General features: G+C 64.3%; 17 protein-coding genes. 12 read left to right on the forward strand and 5 right to left on the reverse strand.

Going from position 1 to position 15,951, the window contains the following annotated elements; all coding sequences use genetic code 11:
- Nucleotides 1–36: 36 nt before the first annotated feature.
- A complete protein-coding gene (locus tag H146_RS0105355) occupies nucleotides 37–318 on the reverse strand; it encodes a helix-turn-helix domain-containing protein (protein ID WP_019950837.1) in 282 nt (93 codons plus the stop codon).
- On the opposite strand from H146_RS0105355, the gene H146_RS22415 reads away from it, so the two are divergent.
- The 12 genes from H146_RS22415 (at nucleotide 312) to H146_RS18525 (ending at nucleotide 12,071) form a co-directional block, all read left to right on the forward strand.
- Nucleotides 312–1,193: a DUF2958 domain-containing protein gene (locus H146_RS22415; protein ID WP_425411316.1), complete on the forward strand. Its 882-nt coding sequence runs from the start codon at nucleotides 312–314 to the stop codon at nucleotides 1,191–1,193. The two genes, H146_RS0105355 and H146_RS22415, sit on opposite strands and share 7 nt — an antisense overlap.
- On the forward strand, nucleotides 1,157–1,294 hold the full coding sequence (locus tag H146_RS22420; RefSeq protein ID WP_019950840.1) for a LysR family transcriptional regulator: 138 nt from the start codon (nucleotides 1,157–1,159) through the stop codon (nucleotides 1,292–1,294). Before H146_RS22415 ends, H146_RS22420 begins: the two co-directional genes overlap by 37 nt.
- 85 nt (nucleotides 1,295–1,379) lie before the next feature.
- Nucleotides 1,380–1,616 (forward strand): LysR substrate-binding domain-containing protein, encoded by a 237-nt coding sequence (locus tag H146_RS22425; RefSeq protein WP_019950841.1) that lies wholly within the window; start codon nucleotides 1,380–1,382, stop codon nucleotides 1,614–1,616.
- A 288-nt stretch (nucleotides 1,617–1,904) separates the two neighbouring features.
- Nucleotides 1,905–2,507: a LysE/ArgO family amino acid transporter gene (locus tag H146_RS0105380; protein WP_019950842.1), complete on the forward strand. Its 603-nt coding sequence runs from the start codon at nucleotides 1,905–1,907 to the stop codon at nucleotides 2,505–2,507.
- Between the two features lie 102 nt (nucleotides 2,508–2,609).
- Nucleotides 2,610–3,209 (forward strand): DUF4202 domain-containing protein, encoded by a 600-nt coding sequence (locus H146_RS0105385; protein ID WP_019950843.1) that lies wholly within the window; start codon nucleotides 2,610–2,612, stop codon nucleotides 3,207–3,209.
- A 267-nt stretch (nucleotides 3,210–3,476) separates the two neighbouring features.
- Complete coding sequence (locus tag H146_RS18520) at nucleotides 3,477–5,828, forward strand: bifunctional diguanylate cyclase/phosphodiesterase (protein WP_083920783.1); 2,352 nt, start codon at nucleotides 3,477–3,479, stop codon at nucleotides 5,826–5,828.
- A 326-nt stretch (nucleotides 5,829–6,154) separates the two neighbouring features.
- The gene (bioB, locus tag H146_RS0105395) at nucleotides 6,155–7,213 is read left to right on the forward strand and encodes a biotin synthase BioB (RefSeq protein ID WP_019950845.1); all 1,059 of its coding nucleotides are present in this window, start codon (nucleotides 6,155–6,157) and stop codon (nucleotides 7,211–7,213) included.
- A complete protein-coding gene (gene bioF, locus H146_RS0105400) occupies nucleotides 7,213–8,442 on the forward strand; it encodes an 8-amino-7-oxononanoate synthase (RefSeq protein WP_019950846.1) in 1,230 nt (409 codons plus the stop codon). Before bioB ends, bioF begins: the two co-directional genes overlap by 1 nt.
- Complete coding sequence (locus H146_RS0105405) at nucleotides 8,435–9,196, forward strand: alpha/beta fold hydrolase (RefSeq protein WP_019950847.1); 762 nt, start codon at nucleotides 8,435–8,437, stop codon at nucleotides 9,194–9,196. The genes bioF and H146_RS0105405 overlap by 8 nt, the downstream gene beginning before the upstream one ends.
- Nucleotides 9,189–9,974 carry a malonyl-ACP O-methyltransferase BioC gene (bioC, locus tag H146_RS0105410; protein ID WP_026351769.1) on the forward strand — a complete coding sequence of 262 codons (786 nt, stop codon included), beginning with the start codon at nucleotides 9,189–9,191 and terminating at the stop codon, nucleotides 9,972–9,974. Before H146_RS0105405 ends, bioC begins: the two co-directional genes overlap by 8 nt.
- A 3-nt stretch (nucleotides 9,975–9,977) precedes the next feature.
- Entirely contained in the window at nucleotides 9,978–10,703 is a 726-nt protein-coding gene (bioD, locus tag H146_RS0105415) for a dethiobiotin synthase (RefSeq protein WP_019950849.1), read from the forward strand.
- 12 nt (nucleotides 10,704–10,715) lie between these two features.
- Nucleotides 10,716–12,071 (forward strand): adenosylmethionine--8-amino-7-oxononanoate transaminase, encoded by a 1,356-nt coding sequence (locus H146_RS18525; protein WP_019950850.1) that lies wholly within the window; start codon nucleotides 10,716–10,718, stop codon nucleotides 12,069–12,071.
- 268 nt (nucleotides 12,072–12,339) lie between these two features.
- Here the strand turns inward: H146_RS18525 and H146_RS21695 are convergent, their stop codons facing one another.
- The 4 genes from H146_RS21695 to H146_RS21255 all read right to left on the reverse strand — a co-directional run bounded on the left by H146_RS21695 (nucleotide 12,340) and on the right by H146_RS21255 (nucleotide 15,723).
- Nucleotides 12,340–12,498 (reverse strand): hypothetical protein, encoded by a 159-nt coding sequence (locus H146_RS21695; RefSeq protein ID WP_019950851.1) that lies wholly within the window; start codon nucleotides 12,496–12,498, stop codon nucleotides 12,340–12,342.
- A gap of 101 nt (nucleotides 12,499–12,599) precedes the next feature.
- Nucleotides 12,600–13,658 carry a C45 family autoproteolytic acyltransferase/hydrolase gene (locus H146_RS0105430; protein WP_019950852.1) on the reverse strand — a complete coding sequence of 353 codons (1,059 nt, stop codon included), beginning with the start codon at nucleotides 13,656–13,658 and terminating at the stop codon, nucleotides 12,600–12,602.
- 193 nt (nucleotides 13,659–13,851) lie between these two features.
- A complete protein-coding gene (gene scpC, locus H146_RS0105435) occupies nucleotides 13,852–15,363 on the reverse strand; it encodes a succinyl-CoA:acetate CoA-transferase ScpC (protein WP_019950853.1) in 1,512 nt (503 codons plus the stop codon).
- A 216-nt stretch (nucleotides 15,364–15,579) separates the two neighbouring features.
- On the reverse strand, nucleotides 15,580–15,723 hold the full coding sequence (locus H146_RS21255) for a hypothetical protein (RefSeq protein WP_019950854.1): 144 nt from the start codon (nucleotides 15,721–15,723) through the stop codon (nucleotides 15,580–15,582).
- Nucleotides 15,724–15,951: the final 228 nt, after the last annotated feature.

Here is a 15,951-nt window from a genome sequence, read left to right on the forward strand (position 1 = left end):
CTTGACAGCCCGTGCGGCAGGTAACCCCAGTTTCAGCTACTCGGATAATCCATCAAGCTCCTGGCGCACTTGCGCTAGCAATTCGTCGGCGTGGTGCGTGTTGTCTTCGGCATAGGCCAGTGTCAGCAGCGTGAGTGGATGAACCCTCATCACCTCGCACAGCTCCCCCAGCTTGCTCAGAGTCGGGCTCTTCAGCCCGCGCTCCAGTGAATTCAGGTGGGTGCGGCTGGACACGTCCGAGAACGCCTCTTGGCTCAGGCCGCGAGCCTTCCTGATCCGCCGCAGTGCCTCGGGCAACGATGGCTTCGCCGTTGTCATTCTGGACTTTCCCCAAAATCCAGAATGACAACCTGTTGCGCCCTATAGAGCTACAATCTATAGCGTTCATTTGGTGTTGTGAACCGCTATCTCTGTTCTTCCGTGCTTTTACGGAAATCCGCTTCTGTGTCTTTGATGCTTTCTACCGTTCCGGCTTTGCGCTTTCACGCTTTCACGCACAAGTGCATCCGTGCCTCGTCGGCTTTGCACACTTACGCCCCCACCAGAAGGCCGCGACCATGAAGACGCCCTTCGTCACCGACGCCCAGCGCGCACAGCTGCTCGCCAACGGCCGCGCACGCGCGGCCGGGCAGGCCTTCGATCCGCTGCCCGTGGTGCGGCTGTTCACCCCGGACGCGCATCCTGAAAGACCCATATTTCGTCGGCAACGTCGCTCTGTCGGTGGTGGTGTTCACGGCGATGTTCGCCGCCTACACTTATCTCGCCGACACGCTGGAGCGCATCGCCGGCGTGGCGCCGGCGCATTCTCGCTGCTGCTGGGGCTCGGCATGGCGGCCAGCGTGCCGCTGGCGGGTTCATTGGCTCTGCTGGGCTTGGCGCTGGCGGTATGGGGCATCGCCTATACCGCGCTGTTCCCCATCTGCCAGGTGCGGGTGATGAAGTCCGCCACGCACGCCCAGGCGCTGGCCGGAACCCTGCACGTCTCGGCGGCCAACGCCGGCACGGGCCTGGGAGCAATCATCGGGCGGGCTGGTGATCCCCCAATGGGGATTGGAAAGCATCGGTTACGTTGCCACGGGCATCGCGGTCGCGGCGATCCTCATGGTGGCTTGGGTCGCGCGCTTGCAGCCGCGATGATTGGCGTGGGGAGGTCGCGATGGAACTGCGCCATCTTCGTTGTCTCCTCGCCGTAGCCGAAGAACTGCACTTTGCCCGTGCGGCAGAGAAACTGCACATCGAACAGTCGCCTCTGTCGCGTGCCATCAAGGAGCTGGAGGAAGACGTGGGCGAATAGTTGTTCGTCCGCACGTCCCGCAGCACGCGCCTATCCCGCGCGGGCAGGCTGTTCCTCGAACACGTGCCGCGAGTCTTCAACTACCTTGCAGCAGGCGCGCGAGAGTGTGAAGGTCGCCGCCAATGGGTTCCACGGCCAACTACGCGCCGCCCTGTCCGACAGCAACACGCCTTCGCGCCTGCCGGCCTTGTTGGCGCTGTGCAGGCAGGAAGAACCCGAGGTCGAAATTCGCCTGACCGAAGTACCGCTGTCGCAGCAGATCAAGGGGCTGCGAGACGATCTGTACGACGTGGGCTTTGCTCGCCCCGACGAATGTAGGTGACGGCATCGTTGCCATGCCAGTCTGGAACGATCCGCTGATGGTGGCCGTGCCGGCCCGGCATGACCTGCTCCGGTACAAGCGCATTCCGCTCGAAGAAATGCTGCTTTGTGAAATGATCCCTGGCGGGCACCTTTCGGGCCGCCTGCGGCGTCAAAAATCGTTCCCGACGATTTTTTGTGGGCGCCGCCGTAGCGCTGCTGATGGGGTATCAGGAGTTTTCATGGCAGCCTTCGCCACGCCGGTCACAATAACGCCTCATCCTTGTGTGAGAAGAAAGGAGAGCGGGCGATGCTGGAGGCGGGACTGGCGGGGTTCGGGCTGGGGCTGTCATTGATCGCAGCGATCGGGGCGCAGAACGCCTTCGTGCTGCGACAGGGTGTGCGCGGCGAGTACGTCACGCGGGTCTGTCTGGCCTGTGCACTTTCTGACGCCGTATTGCTGACGCTGGGCGTTATGGGCTTCGCCGCCTTGACCGCACGGTTGCCGGCGCTGGAGATGGTGCTGCGCTACGGCGGCGCGCTCTTTCTGCTGATTTACGGCGCACGCAGCCTGCTGGCGGCGCTGCGCGGTGGTCAGCGCCTCGACCCCGCCGAGGGTACCACTTCGGCGCGCCGCACCCTGGCGGTGTGCCTGGCGCTCACCTGGCTCAATCCTCACGTTTATCTCGATACCCTGGTGCTGATGGGCTCGGTGTCGTCCGGCTTCGATGAAGGGCGTGGCGCTTTTCTGTGCGGCGCGATTCTGGCCTCCTTTCTCTTCTTTTTTGCTATTGGCCATGGCGCTGCGCTGCTGCGACCGCTGCTCGCCAGGCCCATCGCCTGGCGGGTGCTGGATGCGCTGGTAGGTGTCGTCATGGGAGTGATTGCGGTTTCCTTGCTGCGGGGCGGCTGAAGCGGTTTGTATTTTGGTTGCACCCAGACACCGTTGCGTTGGCCGGGCTGTGTTAGGCTTTTTGTCGCTTGATTGGAGTTAACAAAAAGCAGGAAGATCATAATGGCTGAACAACGTTTTGCTACCGCCATGGTGGCGCTGGATGCGCTGCACGCCGAAGACCCGCGGATTGAGCGTGACGCTGATGGCGCCGATCAGCCCTACGAACTGCTTTACGCCCGGCGCATGAGCGGCTGGCTGGCGCGCCTGCGGCCGCAGGCGGGCGAAACGCTGCGGCTGGCGGTGCGCGCTCAACATCTCAAACGCTGGGAAGTGCCGCGCGACAGCTACGCCATGGACCGTTTCGGCTATCATGCCTGGCGCACCGACTTGAAAAAGCGTCAGGGACAGATGGCGGCCGATGTGCTGAGTGAAGCGGGTTATGATGAAAAGAGCTGCGAGCGAGTGGCAGCACTGGTACGCAAGGAAAATCTCAAAAGCGATGACGAGACCCGCGCACTGGAAGATGCCGCCTGTCTCGTTTTCCTGCAGGACTATTACACCTCCTTTGCCGGCGAGCATGACGATGACAGGGTGATCACCATCTTGCGCAAAACCCTGCGCAAGATGTCGCCTCTGGGCCATCGGATGGCCGGCGAGATTGTCCTGAAGGGACGCCCGAAAGCGCTGCTGGAGCAGGCGGTGGCTGCCGAAACGCACTGATTTGCCACAATCGAGGGACCTGCAGTTTCATTGACGACGTGAGAACAGGCGTCGGATTATGCGGTATAAAGTTCCGCCGGTTATGGTCGATTTATCCGTGAGAGCCCGTCATGGCGAGGTTTTCGTGGCGTATCCAGCTAGAGGGGTAGACCGTGTGTTGAATACCGTAACAACAGGATCGATAGTCGGCCTGCCCTTCATCTGTAGATATTTCACTCATGTTTCGCAATATTTTCTTTTGCTGTTGCATCGCAAGGATCGCCGGGAATGACGTTACGACGTCGCCTGATGCTGACCATGCTCGGCATGGTGATCGTCGCGCAGCTGATTGTGGCTGTGGCAACCCTGGGCAATATTCGCCACTACGCTATCCAAAACGGCGCCCACGAACTCGGAATTGCCACCAATGTGGCGCGCCAACTGATTGACGAGCGTGTGCGGCAACTGGCCGACAGCGCCGCGATGCTGGCCGCCAACGGTAGTTTTGCCGCTGACGTGGCAACCCGTGACAGCCACGCGATCGGGGAAGAACTGCGTGATTACGGCGAGCGCGCCGGCGCCGATATGGTAATGCTGGTCGGCCCCGAAGGGCAGTTGCTGGCCGGCAGCCACTGGCTGCCCGGGTCGCTGTTCCCCTACCGGGAGCTTCTGCAGCGAGCACGCAGCGAGCAGTATGCCAGTGCCGTACTGATCGATCAGAGGCAGCCCTACAAACTGGTCATGGTGCCGGTCCCAGCGCTCGATTCCATAGGCTGGATCGGCATGGGGCTGCAACTTGATGATGCCCTCGCCGATGAGATCAGCGGTCTGATCCAGCGTCCTGCCACCTTCATTGCCGACACCGATACCGACGCCTCGCCACAAGTCGAGTTCGTTGCTGGTGCGCTGAAAGGTGCCGGGGTGGCGACTGTTGATAGCCTCGGTCGAGCGCTGGCTCAGGGTCGGTATCTCGACAGCGCCTTGCCTTTCTCACCCAATGATGCCCTGACCCGCGCCGCCCGGCTGGGAGAAAACAGCTCCGGCAGTGTCTATATCGTGATTCAACAAAAATTCGATGAACTGCTGGCGGCTTTCAATGAGCTCAGCTGGCAGCTATTGGGTATTTTCGCAGTCATGCTGGTGATCGCGGCGCTGGCGGCGGGCTTCAGTGCCCGCAGTATGGCAGCTCCTCTGATACGTCTTTCCGAGGCGGCCGGGCGTATCGGCCGCGGCGAACGGGCCAATCTGTCTCCCGAGCGTTTTGCCGGTGATATGGCGGTACTGGCCACCACGCTGAAAAAGATGGAAGCCGATATCGACACCCGCGAGCGGACGCTGCGCTATCAGAGCTACCATGATCAGCTGACCGGACTGGCCAATCGCCAGAGCGCTCAGAAGGATCTCGAGGCGGGGGTCGAAGGCGAAGCGAGCTTTACCCTGATACGCCTGTCGATCCGCGGTTTTCGTCACATCAACGATACCTTTGGCTATGCCACCGGCGACTTCGTGCTGCAGACCATGGCCAGGCGTTTGCTGACCCTGATCGGCTCCGGAGAGCAGGCCTATCGGCTTGGCGGTGATGAGTTCCTGCTATGGCTGACCGGCAGCGAAGCCTCCGAGGCACGTGTGCAGGAACTGCATCGCCAGCTCAGAGTGCCGATCGTGCTGGATGAGTCGCCGCTGAGTCTGAGTATCGCTTCCGGCGAGGTCAGTTTCCCCCTGCACGGCTATACCGCCTGGCAGCTGCTGCGCCGCGCCGAAATTGCCATGGATCGCGCCAAGGCTTCGCGCATGCGGCATCTACGCTATCTGGAAGGGCAGGACGAGCAGCATCAGCGTCGCTTGATGCTGGTGCGCGATCTGCAGCACGCCGCGGCCCAGGGGCAGCTCAAGCTGGTCTATCAGCCGCAGATCGACACCAAAAGCGGTGAGATCAACGGCTTCGAGGCGTTGATGCGCTGGCACCACCCAACGCTTGGCCTCGTTTCGCCGGATGAGTTTATCGGCCTCGCCGAGCAGTCGGGCAACATCGCTTTGCTGACCCGCTGGCTGATCGATAGCGTGGGGCGCCAGATGGCCGAGTGGGAAGCGCGTGGTCGTATGTTGCGGATATCCATCAACCTGTCGGCGCAGGATGTTATTGATCCCGCACTGCCCGACCGGTTGGAGAGCGTTATGCACCATTATCGCCTGAGCCCTGCACGCCTGTGTCTGGAGGTGACCGAAAGCGCCATTATTCAGGACCCGGTGCTGGCCCATCGTACGCTGGAGAAACTGCGCTGCCGTGGTTTTCGTATCGCCGTCGACGATTTCGGCACCGGTTACTCGTCGCTGTCGCAGATTCGCAGCCTGCCCATCGAGGAGTTGAAGATCGACAAGTCCTTCATCTTCGGTCTCGACGACAGCGCCGACGACCGCACCATTGTGCGCTCCACCATCGAGCTGGGGCACAACCTCGGTCTTGAAATAGTCGCCGAGGGGGTCGAGTCCTCCGTCTCGCGGCAGCTGCTCAACGAGCTGGGCTGCGACTACCTGCAGGGGTATTTCATTTCGCGGCCAATGGCCGTCGAGGATGTTCCCGACTGGATCGAGCAGTACGACAGCCAAAAGAGTACCGGGAAGGGCAGTGACAAGGGATAGTTGACGCCACGTTTCATGACGTCGCGAGGTGACCGTCAGCCGCCATGGCTGTTAACCTTTTAAATTTACAGGGTTGACCAAAGGGGTGTGGGCATGAGTTGATAACCGCAAAACGACGCTCGGTTAAGGAAACGCTGAATAAATCGACGAGCGAGATGAAGCGCAAGGCGCATGGAACACAGAACACGAGGCATAACATGGGGTTAGGCGAGTGTTCGACCGGGCTGGCGCGCCAGTACCACGCAACGCAGCGATTCGCTAGCGCAGGCATTTATGCAGCGTTTCCTTAACAGGCCGGGCGAAGATTATCGATAACAGGACCGCTCATGACCACATCGACCGCTGCGCTGCGCCACGACTGGCGCCGCGAGGACATCGAGGCGCTGCTGGCGCTGCCCTTCAACGACCTGCTGTTTCGCGCCCAGAGTGTCCATCGCCAGTATTTCGACCCCAACGCGGTGCAGATCTCGACCCTTTTGTCGATCAAGACCGGCAGTTGCCCCGAGGACTGCAAATACTGCCCGCAATCCGGCCACTACAATACCGGCCTTGAGCGCGAAAGGCTGATGGCGGTCGCGCCGGTGCTGGAAGAGGCGCAACGCGCGAAGGCCTCCGGCGCGACGCGCTTCTGCATGGGCGCCGCCTGGCGCCACCCGCGTGAGCGCGATATGCCGGCGGTACTGGAAATGGTGCGCGGCGTGCGCGCCATGGGGCTTGAAACCTGCATGACGCTGGGCATGCTCGACCGCGATCAGGCACGGGCGCTGGCCGACGCCGGCCTCGATTACTACAACCACAACCTCGACACCTCGCCGGAGTACTACGGCGAGATCATCACCACCCGCACCTATGACGATCGCCTCGAAACGCTATCCAACGTGCGCGAAGCGGGTATGAAAGTGTGCTGCGGCGGTATTGTCGGCATGGGCGAGAGCCTGCGCGACCGCGCCGGCCTGCTGACCCAACTGGCCAACCTGCCGGAGCACCCCGAGAGCGTGCCGGTCAATATGCTGATCCGCATCGAAGGCACGCCGCTGGAGAACGTCGAGGATCTCGACCCGCTGGATTTCATTCGCACCCTGGCTGTCGCACGGATCGTCATGCCGGCCTCCCGCGTGCGCCTTGCCGCCGGGCGCGAAACGATGAGCGATGAAACCCAGGCGCTGGCCTTTCTTGCCGGGGCCAACTCGATCTTCTATGGCGAGCGCCTGCTGACCGCCGACAACCCCCGGGCCGAGCATGACCGCCGCCTGTTCGAACGCCTCGGGCTGCGCGGTGAGCAGCGTCATGCGCCGGATGACGACGGCCTCGAAGCCGAAATCGACCAGCGTATGGCGCGCGCCCGGCTCGATGCCATGACCGTCGATGCCGCGGCACAGCAGTGATGGCGGGAGTGCCGGGCACTTCGCCGGCGGGCCGCCTCGATGCTGTGCTGGCGACGCGTATCGCCGATCAAAAGCGCAGACGTCGCTATCGCCAACGTCGCACCCTGACCCGTGGCGGCGTGCATGTGCGACTGGACGGCCGTGAACGGCTCGCCTTTTGCAGCAACGACTATCTCGGTCTCGCCGACGATCCGCGCCTTGCCGAGGCGATGGCGGAGGGCGCGCGCCGCTACGGCAGTGGCAGCGGTGCCTCGGCGCTGATCAGCGGCTATCGCACGCCTCACGAGGCGCTGGAAGGGCGTCTTGCCGAGTGGACCGGGCGCCGGCGGGCGCTGCTGTTTACCAGCGGCTATCAGGCCAACCAGGGTGTGCTCTCGGTGCTGGCCGGCCGCGGCGATCACGTCGTCCATGACCGCCTCAACCACGCCTCGCTGCTGGACGCTACCCGGCTCGCCGGCGCGCGTTTGCATCGCTACCTTCACGCCGACTGCGATGCCGCCCGCGACCTTCTGGCGCGCCTTGCGGGCGGCGGACGGCGGCTGCTGGTCAGCGATGGGGTATTCAGCATGGGCGGCGACTGTGCCGACGTGGCGGCGCTGGCGCGCATCGCCGGCGATCACGCCGCCAGCCTGGTGATCGACGACGCCCACGGCCTTGGGGTGCTGGGAGAGAGTGGCGCCGGGGTATTGCAGGCGCAGGGGATGAGCGCCGCGCAGGTGCCGGTGCTGATCGGCACGCTGGGCAAGGCGCTGGGCACCGAGGGGGCTTTCGTGGCCGGCAGCGATACCCTGATCGAGGCGCTGACGCAATTCAGCCGCGCCTGGATCTATACCACCAGCCCATCACCGGCGCTGGCCCACGCCACCCTGGCGGCGCTTGACATCGTACGCGACGAGCCCGAGCGGCGTGCCCATCTCGAGGCTCTGATCGGCCATTTTCGTCGTGAAGCAAAAGCCCTTACGGGGGATCGGGCGCGGCTATTGCCCTCGGGCACGCCCATTCAGCCGCTGATCATCGGCAACGGCGATGAAGCGACACTGCTGGCCGTGGCGCAGGGGCTCGAGGAGGACGGTCTGTGGTGCGGCGCGATCCGGCCACCGACCGTGCCGGCGGGTAGCGCTCGCCTGCGCATCACTTTGTCGGCGGCACATGATTTTGATGACATCGACCGGCTGTTGACGGCGCTGCAGGCGCGGCTGCCGTCGATCAGGGAGACACCGCATGCCTGACGCCACCGCTGCCGGCAGTCCACAGCGGCTGGTGCTGCTGCCCGGTTGGGCGCTCGGTCCCGAACCGCTGCGGCCGCTGGCCGAGGCGATCGAGCAGTGCAGCGACGCGATCAGCGTCAGCTGCTACCGCTACCCGCCGCTGACCAGCCAGCGGCTCGACATCTGGCTCGAGGCGCTGGATGAGGAGATCGAAGCGGGCTGCTGGCTGGGGGGCTGGTCGCTGGGCGGTATGCTGGCCACTGCGCTGGCCGAGCATCGGGGTTCCGGGGCACGGGGATTGGTGACGCTGGCCAGTAACGCCTGCTTCGTGACCCGCGCCGACTGGTCGACGGCGATGGCGGGCGACACCCTGAGCGCCTTTGGCAACGGTTTACGGCATCGACCGCTCGATACAGTGCGCCGCTTTGCGCTGCTCTGCGCGCGCGGCGGGCATGACACTCGGCGGCTGGGTCAGCGGCTGCTGATGGCACTGCCACAGCTGCCGCCGGAGCAGGCCGCGGCCGGGCTGGCACTGTTACGCACGCTCGATCTGCGCCGGGCGCTGGGCCGCCTTGCCGTGCCGCAGCTGCACCTGTTCGGCGAGCAGGACGTGCTGGTGCCGGCGGCGGCGCGCCAGGCCATTGCCGAACTGCTGCCGCCCACGGGTATCACGCGACTGATCGCCGACAGCGGCCACGGATTCGTACTCGAAAAAACCGAACAGAGCGCCGCCCTGATCGCCGCTTTCATTACCGCTGGGGGCCGCCTTGAGTAACGCCCCGGTCATGACGCCAGCGGCGCGGCGCTTTTCACGTGCCGCCCACAGCTACGATGGCGCTGCTGCCCTGCAGCGCCGGGTGGCCGACAGACTGCTGACACGGCTGCCGGCCGAACTGGTCCCGCGGTGCGTGGTGGATGCCGGCTGTGGCACTGGCCATGTCACCCGCGCGCTGGCGCAGCGCTATCCCGGCGCCGAGCTGACCGGCCTCGACCTGTCGCCCGCCATGCTGGCGCAGGCGCGTGCCGCCGATATGGCGACGGTGGTGCGCTGGCTGCAGGGCGATATCGAAGCCCTGCCGCTGGCCGCCGGCAGCGTCGATCTGCTGGTTTCCAGCATGACGCTGCAGTGGTGTACCACACCCGCGGCCTTTCTCGCCGAGGCGGCGAGGGTGCTGCGTCCCGGTGGCGTGCTGGCCTTCACCACCCTGCTCGAGGGGTCGCTGGCGGAGCTGGCCGGCGTCGACGGCGCGGCGGTCAATGCGTTCATTGCTCCCGAGGCGTTGCAGGCCCGGCTCGACGCCGTGCCTTTTGTCGGCCTGACGGCGTGCGATGATCTTCATCGCTGCTTTTATCCCCGCCCGTTGGCGCTGCTGCGCGAGCTGTCGGCGACCGGCGCCACCACCCTGATGACGTCGCGGCGGCGCGGACTGGCCGGCCGGCGTCGGCTGGCGGGCTGGCTCGAAGGGCTGGAGCGTCAGCGCACGCCGCAGGGTATTCCGCTGGGCTGGCATATCGCCCACCGGGTCATGCGCCGTACGGCGGCAACGGGCTGAGCCATGTCACGCAGCGCCGGTTTTTTCATTACCGCTACCGATACCGATGCCGGCAAGACCCTGATCGGCTGCGCGCTCCTGCACGCCGCTGCTCAGCGTGGATTGACCACCGCCGCCGGCAAGCCGGTGGCGTCCGGCAGTGCGATGACCCGGGCGGGGCTGCGCAACGCCGATGCGCTGGCACTGCAGGCACAGTGCCGCCCGCCGCTGCCCTATGAGGCGATCAATCCTGTCGCGCTGGCACCGCCCATCGCGCCCCATATCGCGGCTCGTGAGGCCGGCGTGGCACTTGATGTCGAGCGTCTGGCGGCTCCCATGCGCGCCCTGCTGGCACGCCGCGCAGGGCTGACCCTGATCGAGGGAGCGGGCGGCTGGCGAGTGCCGCTCAATGCACGCGAGTGCCTGTCATCGCTGGCGATAGCGCTGGCCCTGCCGGTGATCCTGGTGGTCGGCGTGCGGCTGGGTGCGATCAATCACGCCCGCCTGACGCTGGAGGCGATCCGCCGCGACGGGCTGCCGGTAGCCGGCTGGGTTGCCAACCTGATTGATCCCGACATGGCGCGCGGCGAAGACAATCTCGCCGCGCTCGATGACGGGCTGAGCGTGCAGGGTGGCGCGCCCTGTCTGGGCGTGGTGCCCCCGCTGGCGACCGCGACAGCCCGGGCGGCTGCGGACCAACTCGATCTGGATGCGCTGCTCGGCGGCGCTTCGAACCCCGCAATTGACTGAGAAGAGCCTCGCATGACCAACCTCAATCAGCACTGGATGCAGCGCGACATCGCCGCGCTGTGGCACCCCTGCACCCAGATGAAGGATCACGAACATCTGCCGGTAGTGCCGATCAAAAGCGGCAGCGGCGTCTGGCTGGAGGACTTCGATGGCAAACGCTATCTGGACGCGATCAGCTCCTGGTGGGTCAACATCCTGGGCCACGCCAATCCGCGCATCAACGCCCGTATCAAGGCGCAGCTCGATGCGCTGGAGCATGTCATTCTGTCGGGCTGCAGCCATCGTCCGGTGATTGAGCTGTCGGAGCGGCTGGGGGCGCTGGCGCCTGCGGGTCTGGGCCACTGCTTCTACGCCGACAGCGGTTCGGCGGCGGTCGAGATCGCTCTCAAGATGAGTTACCACTACTGGCAAAACCGCGGCCGACCGGAAAAGAAACGCTTTTTAACCATTACCAACGGCTACCACGGCGAGACGCTGGGGGCGCTGTCGGTAGGCGACGTGTCGTTTTTTACCCACACCTATCGCTCGCTGCTGCTGGATGTCATCAAGGTGCCGGCGCCGGACTGCTTCGCGCTGCCTCGCGAGCAGTGGGTGTCGCACGCCGCCGCACGCTTTGCCGAGATGGAGGTGGCGCTGGCGCGTCACGCTGACGAGCTGGCGGCGGTGATTGTCGAACCCCTGATTCAGTGCGCCGGGGGGATGCGGATGTACCCGCCGGAGTATTTGCGCTGGCTGCGCGAGGCGTGCGACCGCTACAACGTGCAGCTCATTCTTGATGAGATCGCGGTCGGCTTCGGGCGTACCGGAACGCTGTTTGCCTGTCAGCAGGCCGAGGTGCGTCCCGACTATCTGTGCCTCTCCAAGGCGCTGACCGGCGGCTATCTGCCGCTCTCGGTGGTACTCACCACCGATGAGGTGTATGACGCCTTCTACGACGACTACGCCAGTCTGCGCGCCTTTCTGCACTCGCACAGCTACACCGGCAATCCGCTGGCCTGCGCAGCGGCGCTGGCGACGCTGGATATTCTCGAAGAGGACGACGTGCTGGCCGCCAACCGTGACAGGGCGGCGCGTATGGCGCGGGCAGCAGCGCCGCTGGCGTCGCATCCGCTGGTCGGTGACGTGCGCCAGACCGGCATGGTAGTGGCGATCGAGATGGTACGCGATCGCGACAGCCTCGAGCCTTTCGACTTTCGCGAGCGCAAGGGGCTGGAGGTGTTTCGTCACGCCCTGTCGCGCGGTGCCCTGCTGCGCCCGCTGGGCAATGTGATCTACTGGATGCCGCCCTACGTCATCAGTGACAGCGAAATCGACTTTCTCGCCGAGGTGACCGGCGAAGGGCTGGAGCGGGTGGCGGACAGCCTGTGAGTCTCTGAACAGGGCCGGGACAGTAAAAGGGCGGCCCGAATCCGCCCTGAGGCTGCTGACAAGGTTGCTGTCGGATCGCAAAAGCCCTGCACGAGGGCGCTATAAATCCTTCCATGGACGCTAAATTCGCCATCCCTGGCGAATAACCCTCGTTGCAGGCTGTTTCCGACCCTCTCCGCAAGGTCTTCAGCAAGGCTTTTACGGGCTTTGTCATCAATCCGGGAGGGCGGCCGAAGCCGCCCTGAAAGATGTTATTGCACCATCCTGATCAGCGCGGCCCGCGCGGTGAACGGCCGCTGCCGCCCTTGCTGCTGCCCTTGCGCTGCTGATAGCGGTTCCACACCTGCTCGGCGGTACGTTTGGCTTTGGCACGGTTCTGCGGCTTGCGCAGCCAGTTGGCCAGCCAGGTACCCAGTAATTTTTTCATGGTCGACTCCCTTCGCGATAGTTATTGATCTGCAGTATAGATGCCGTCGTCAGTGGCGCGATTCAATCCTGCATTCCGAGGCAGGGTTGAAAACACCGGCGTTAAAGCGTCAGCTCGATGATTTCGGGGTCGTCGGCCGGCTTGCCGAAGCTCAGCTCGGCACGCTTTGCGGTCAGATTCATGACGATGGTGAACAGCGTCTCCATGCGGTCACGTGCTTCGAGCTGCGCGTTGTCGCGGCGATTGATGGCGTCCGGCGTGCCCTGTTCGTCGGCCAGATGGGCGCGCAACGCGGCGAAGTCGGGGTTGTCGTTGGCGGCCACCAGTTCGCGCAACCGCTCCAGCCGCGAGAAGGAGTCCTCGCGGGGGAAATCCTCCAGTCCCGGGGGCAGATGTTTGGCGATCAGATGGTTGGTGTGGCACAGCCGACCGCCGCGCGGCGTCATGGCGCTGTCTCCCATCGGCGAGACCTCGACGCCGGCGGCGTGGCCGGTGGCGTCGGCGATCAGAAAGTGCGCCGGCGAGGCCACGCCCACCTCATCGATCATATCGAGGGCGTGCTCGACGTTGCTGCTCTCCAGCACCCGGCGCAGCATCACGTGCACCGGCAGTTTGGGATAGCAGATGCGCGAGCGCAGGGCGTTGAGACAGACCCCCACGCCGTGCTCATTGAAGCCGATCTTGCCGACGATGCCGGCCTCGGTCACCATGCGGATGGCGGGTTTGTCGGGCGCGCGGATCGTCATGTGAATGAGCGCGTCGCGCTGCTCCGGCTTCCAGTCCCAGTTCTGCGCCAGCCACTGGGTTCCCGCAGCGCTGTCGTACTGGGCAAAGGCCGAACAGCCGTCGGGCTGCACCGGCGCGTCGGCATGGGTCAGGGCAATCTCGCTGCGCGCGTTGAGCACCAGCACGTCGAGGGGGTCGATGTCGGCGCCGCGGGCAATGCCGGCCATCTCCTCCAGAAGCTCCGGGCAGACGTGCTCGATGGCGGCCTTGAAACGCTCTGCCTCGTAGCGTGCGCCGTTCCAGTCCAGCCCTGCCATCTCCTCGAACAGGCGCCGGTAGGTGGCAAGGCTGACGGCGATCTCGGCTGCTGCCTGGCGACCGTGTGCCTCACCGATCTCGAAATGCGACCCCCGGGCGTCGATATGTTGGACCACCGTGCTCTCCTTCTCAGTTCACGTCCTGCGCTATTGTTGCTCCCGGTTGCCGTGGCGGTCGGGGCGTCCTGTGTCGAGTCTCGCTGCCCGCGGCGAGCGGCGCAAGTCCCGTGGCGTTGTCGGGGAGAAGTGAGTGGTGGAGAGTGCCGCGGCCGCCGCTGCGGACAGGGCCGCGGCATGAGGGTTCGGAAGGTTATCGATCGAGCACCGAACGCATCGAGCCTTCGCGCTGCGCCGCGGCGTGCCACGACAGCGCCTCTTCCAGGCAGTGGGGCGTATGGCCGCCGCGGGCGCAGGCACGTTCGAAGTAGTCGTTCAGTGCCGGGCGGAAGAAGGGGGCGGCGCAGTGGTCGATAATGCGCCGCGCCCGCTCGCGCGGTGCCAGCCCACGCAGGTCGGCAAGACCGTGCTCGGTAACCAGCACATCGACGTCGTGCTCGCAGTGGTCGACGTGGCTGGCGAAGGGTACCACGCTCGACAGCTCACCCTTTTTGGCTGTGGCGTTGGCGACAAAAATCGACAGCTGACCGTTGCGGGCGAAATCACCCGAGCCGCCGATGCCGTTCATCATCTGGCTGGCGTTGATGTGGGTGGAGTTGACGTTGCCATAGATATCGAACTCCAGCGCCGTGTTGATGGCGATGACCCCCAGTCGTCGCACCATACCCGGATGGTTGGAGATCTCCTGCGGGCGCAGCACGATGCGATCGCGGTAGCGTTCCAGATTATGCCAGACACGCTCGCCGCAGGCCTGTGACAGAGTGATGGCGCTGCCCGAGGCAAAGCGCATGCGGCCGCTGTCGAGCAGGTCGAAGGTACTGTCCTGCAGCACCTCGGAGTACATCGTCAGATCCTCGAAAGGGCCCTCCATCAGGCCGTGCATCACCGCGTTGGCGACGCTGCCGATACCCGCCTGCAGGGGCAACAGCGAAGGCGTCAGGCGCCCCGAGGCCACTTCGTTCTCGAAAAAGTCGATCAGGTGGCCGGCAATGTGGCGGGTGGCGTCGCTCGGTGGTGTGACCGTCGACGGGCTATCATGGCCCTCGGTGACCACAATGGCGGCGATTTTTGCCGGATCGACAACAATCCAGGGATGACCGATACGGGTATCCGGCGCCATGATCGGAATTGGATGACGCTCGGGACGCATGTCGGGCAGATAGATGTCGTGCAGACCGATCAGCGCGGCCGGGGCGGCGACGTTGAGCTCGACGATTACCCGCTCGGCCTGGGCGACGAAGCTGGCGGAATTGCCCACCGAGGCGGTGGGTACGATATAGCCTTCGGGGGTTATCGCCACCGCTTCGATAACCGCCACATCCAGCCGGTTGAGCTGCTTGTTGCGCAACAGCTCGGCGGTTTCCGACAGGTGCTGGTCGATGAACATCACCTCGCCACGATTGATCGCGCCGCGCAGTCGACGATCGACCTGAAAGGGCATGCGCCGCGCCAGTACACCGGCGTCGGCCAGAATACCGTCGATGTCGTTGCCCAGCGAAGCGCCGGTCATCAGGGTAATCTGCAGTGGGTCCTGCTCGGCGCGCCGCGCAAGCGCCAGTGGCACTGCCTTGGCTTCACCGGCGCGCGTGAAGCCACTCATGCCGACGGTCATGCCGTCACGGATAAGCTGTGCGGCATCATCGGCGCTCATCAGGTAGCGTCGCCAGTCGGGCAATCTACAGCGGTAGTCGGCGTCTTCGAGCATAGTGGCCTCTGGTCGAATTTGTCGTCGACCAGTCTATACCCCTTGAAGCGTTAAAATGATCTTCGGCGACAGGGTGTCGCACTATTCATGCGCGATGCGGGTCATGCGCGATGCGGGTCATGCGCGATGCGGGTCATGCGCGAGGCAGGCAATGCCCGATAGCGAAAAATGGGGAGGGTCGGAAGTGCCTTCAGGATCCAATTGCACAATACCCGTTTAAAGACCCAACAGGCGGCGCAGCAACTGAATGCGTACCGGCGCCGGACAGGTCGCCAGATAGCGTCGGATCATGGGGCGCGGCAGGCTCTCCATGTCGGCCAGGCGAGTGTTGTGGACCTTTTGGTAGTCGTTTGCGGACATGACAGTCTCCGAAGGATTTCGACATGTCGTCGTGAAAGACAGCGTTGATGGTGCACCCTTGTACAAGGGTTTGTACATTATTGGTACAACAATGAAAAAGCGCCAGCGAGCACTGATTGAATTTACCAATCGTCAGCGCTGAAGCGCTGTATCACGCTCTCTGGTTGCTGTGCTGCTGCTGAAAGGCAGCGCCACATGGCGCCCCGTGCTCGCGGGATGGCGCGAAAA

This window comes from Kushneria aurantia DSM 21353 (genome assembly GCF_000382245.1).
Lineage (GTDB): Bacteria > Pseudomonadota > Gammaproteobacteria > Pseudomonadales > Halomonadaceae > Kushneria > Kushneria aurantia.

Coding starts and splice junctions, on each gene's coding strand:
- bioB (WP_019950845.1), top strand. CDS start 6,155: ATGACCACATCGACCGCTGCGCTGCGCCACGACTGGCGCCGCGAGGAC.
- bioF (WP_019950846.1), top strand. CDS start 7,213: ATGGCGGGAGTGCCGGGCACTTCGCCGGCGGGCCGCCTCGATGCTGTG.
- H146_RS22420 (WP_019950840.1), top strand. CDS start 1,157: ATGGAACTGCGCCATCTTCGTTGTCTCCTCGCCGTAGCCGAAGAACTG.
- scpC (WP_019950853.1), bottom strand. CDS start 15,363: ATGCTCGAAGACGCCGACTACCGCTGTAGATTGCCCGACTGGCGACGC.
- H146_RS0105405 (WP_019950847.1), top strand. CDS start 8,435: ATGCCTGACGCCACCGCTGCCGGCAGTCCACAGCGGCTGGTGCTGCTG.
- H146_RS0105385 (WP_019950843.1), top strand. CDS start 2,610: ATGGCTGAACAACGTTTTGCTACCGCCATGGTGGCGCTGGATGCGCTG.
- H146_RS21695 (WP_019950851.1), bottom strand. CDS start 12,498: ATGAAAAAATTACTGGGTACCTGGCTGGCCAACTGGCTGCGCAAGCCG.
- H146_RS18525 (WP_019950850.1), top strand. CDS start 10,716: ATGACCAACCTCAATCAGCACTGGATGCAGCGCGACATCGCCGCGCTG.
- bioD (WP_019950849.1), top strand. CDS start 9,978: ATGTCACGCAGCGCCGGTTTTTTCATTACCGCTACCGATACCGATGCC.
- H146_RS18520 (WP_083920783.1), top strand. CDS start 3,477: ATGACGTTACGACGTCGCCTGATGCTGACCATGCTCGGCATGGTGATC.
- H146_RS0105355 (WP_019950837.1), bottom strand. CDS start 318: ATGACAACGGCGAAGCCATCGTTGCCCGAGGCACTGCGGCGGATCAGG.
- H146_RS21255 (WP_019950854.1), bottom strand. CDS start 15,723: ATGTCCGCAAACGACTACCAAAAGGTCCACAACACTCGCCTGGCCGAC.
- H146_RS0105380 (WP_019950842.1), top strand. CDS start 1,905: ATGCTGGAGGCGGGACTGGCGGGGTTCGGGCTGGGGCTGTCATTGATC.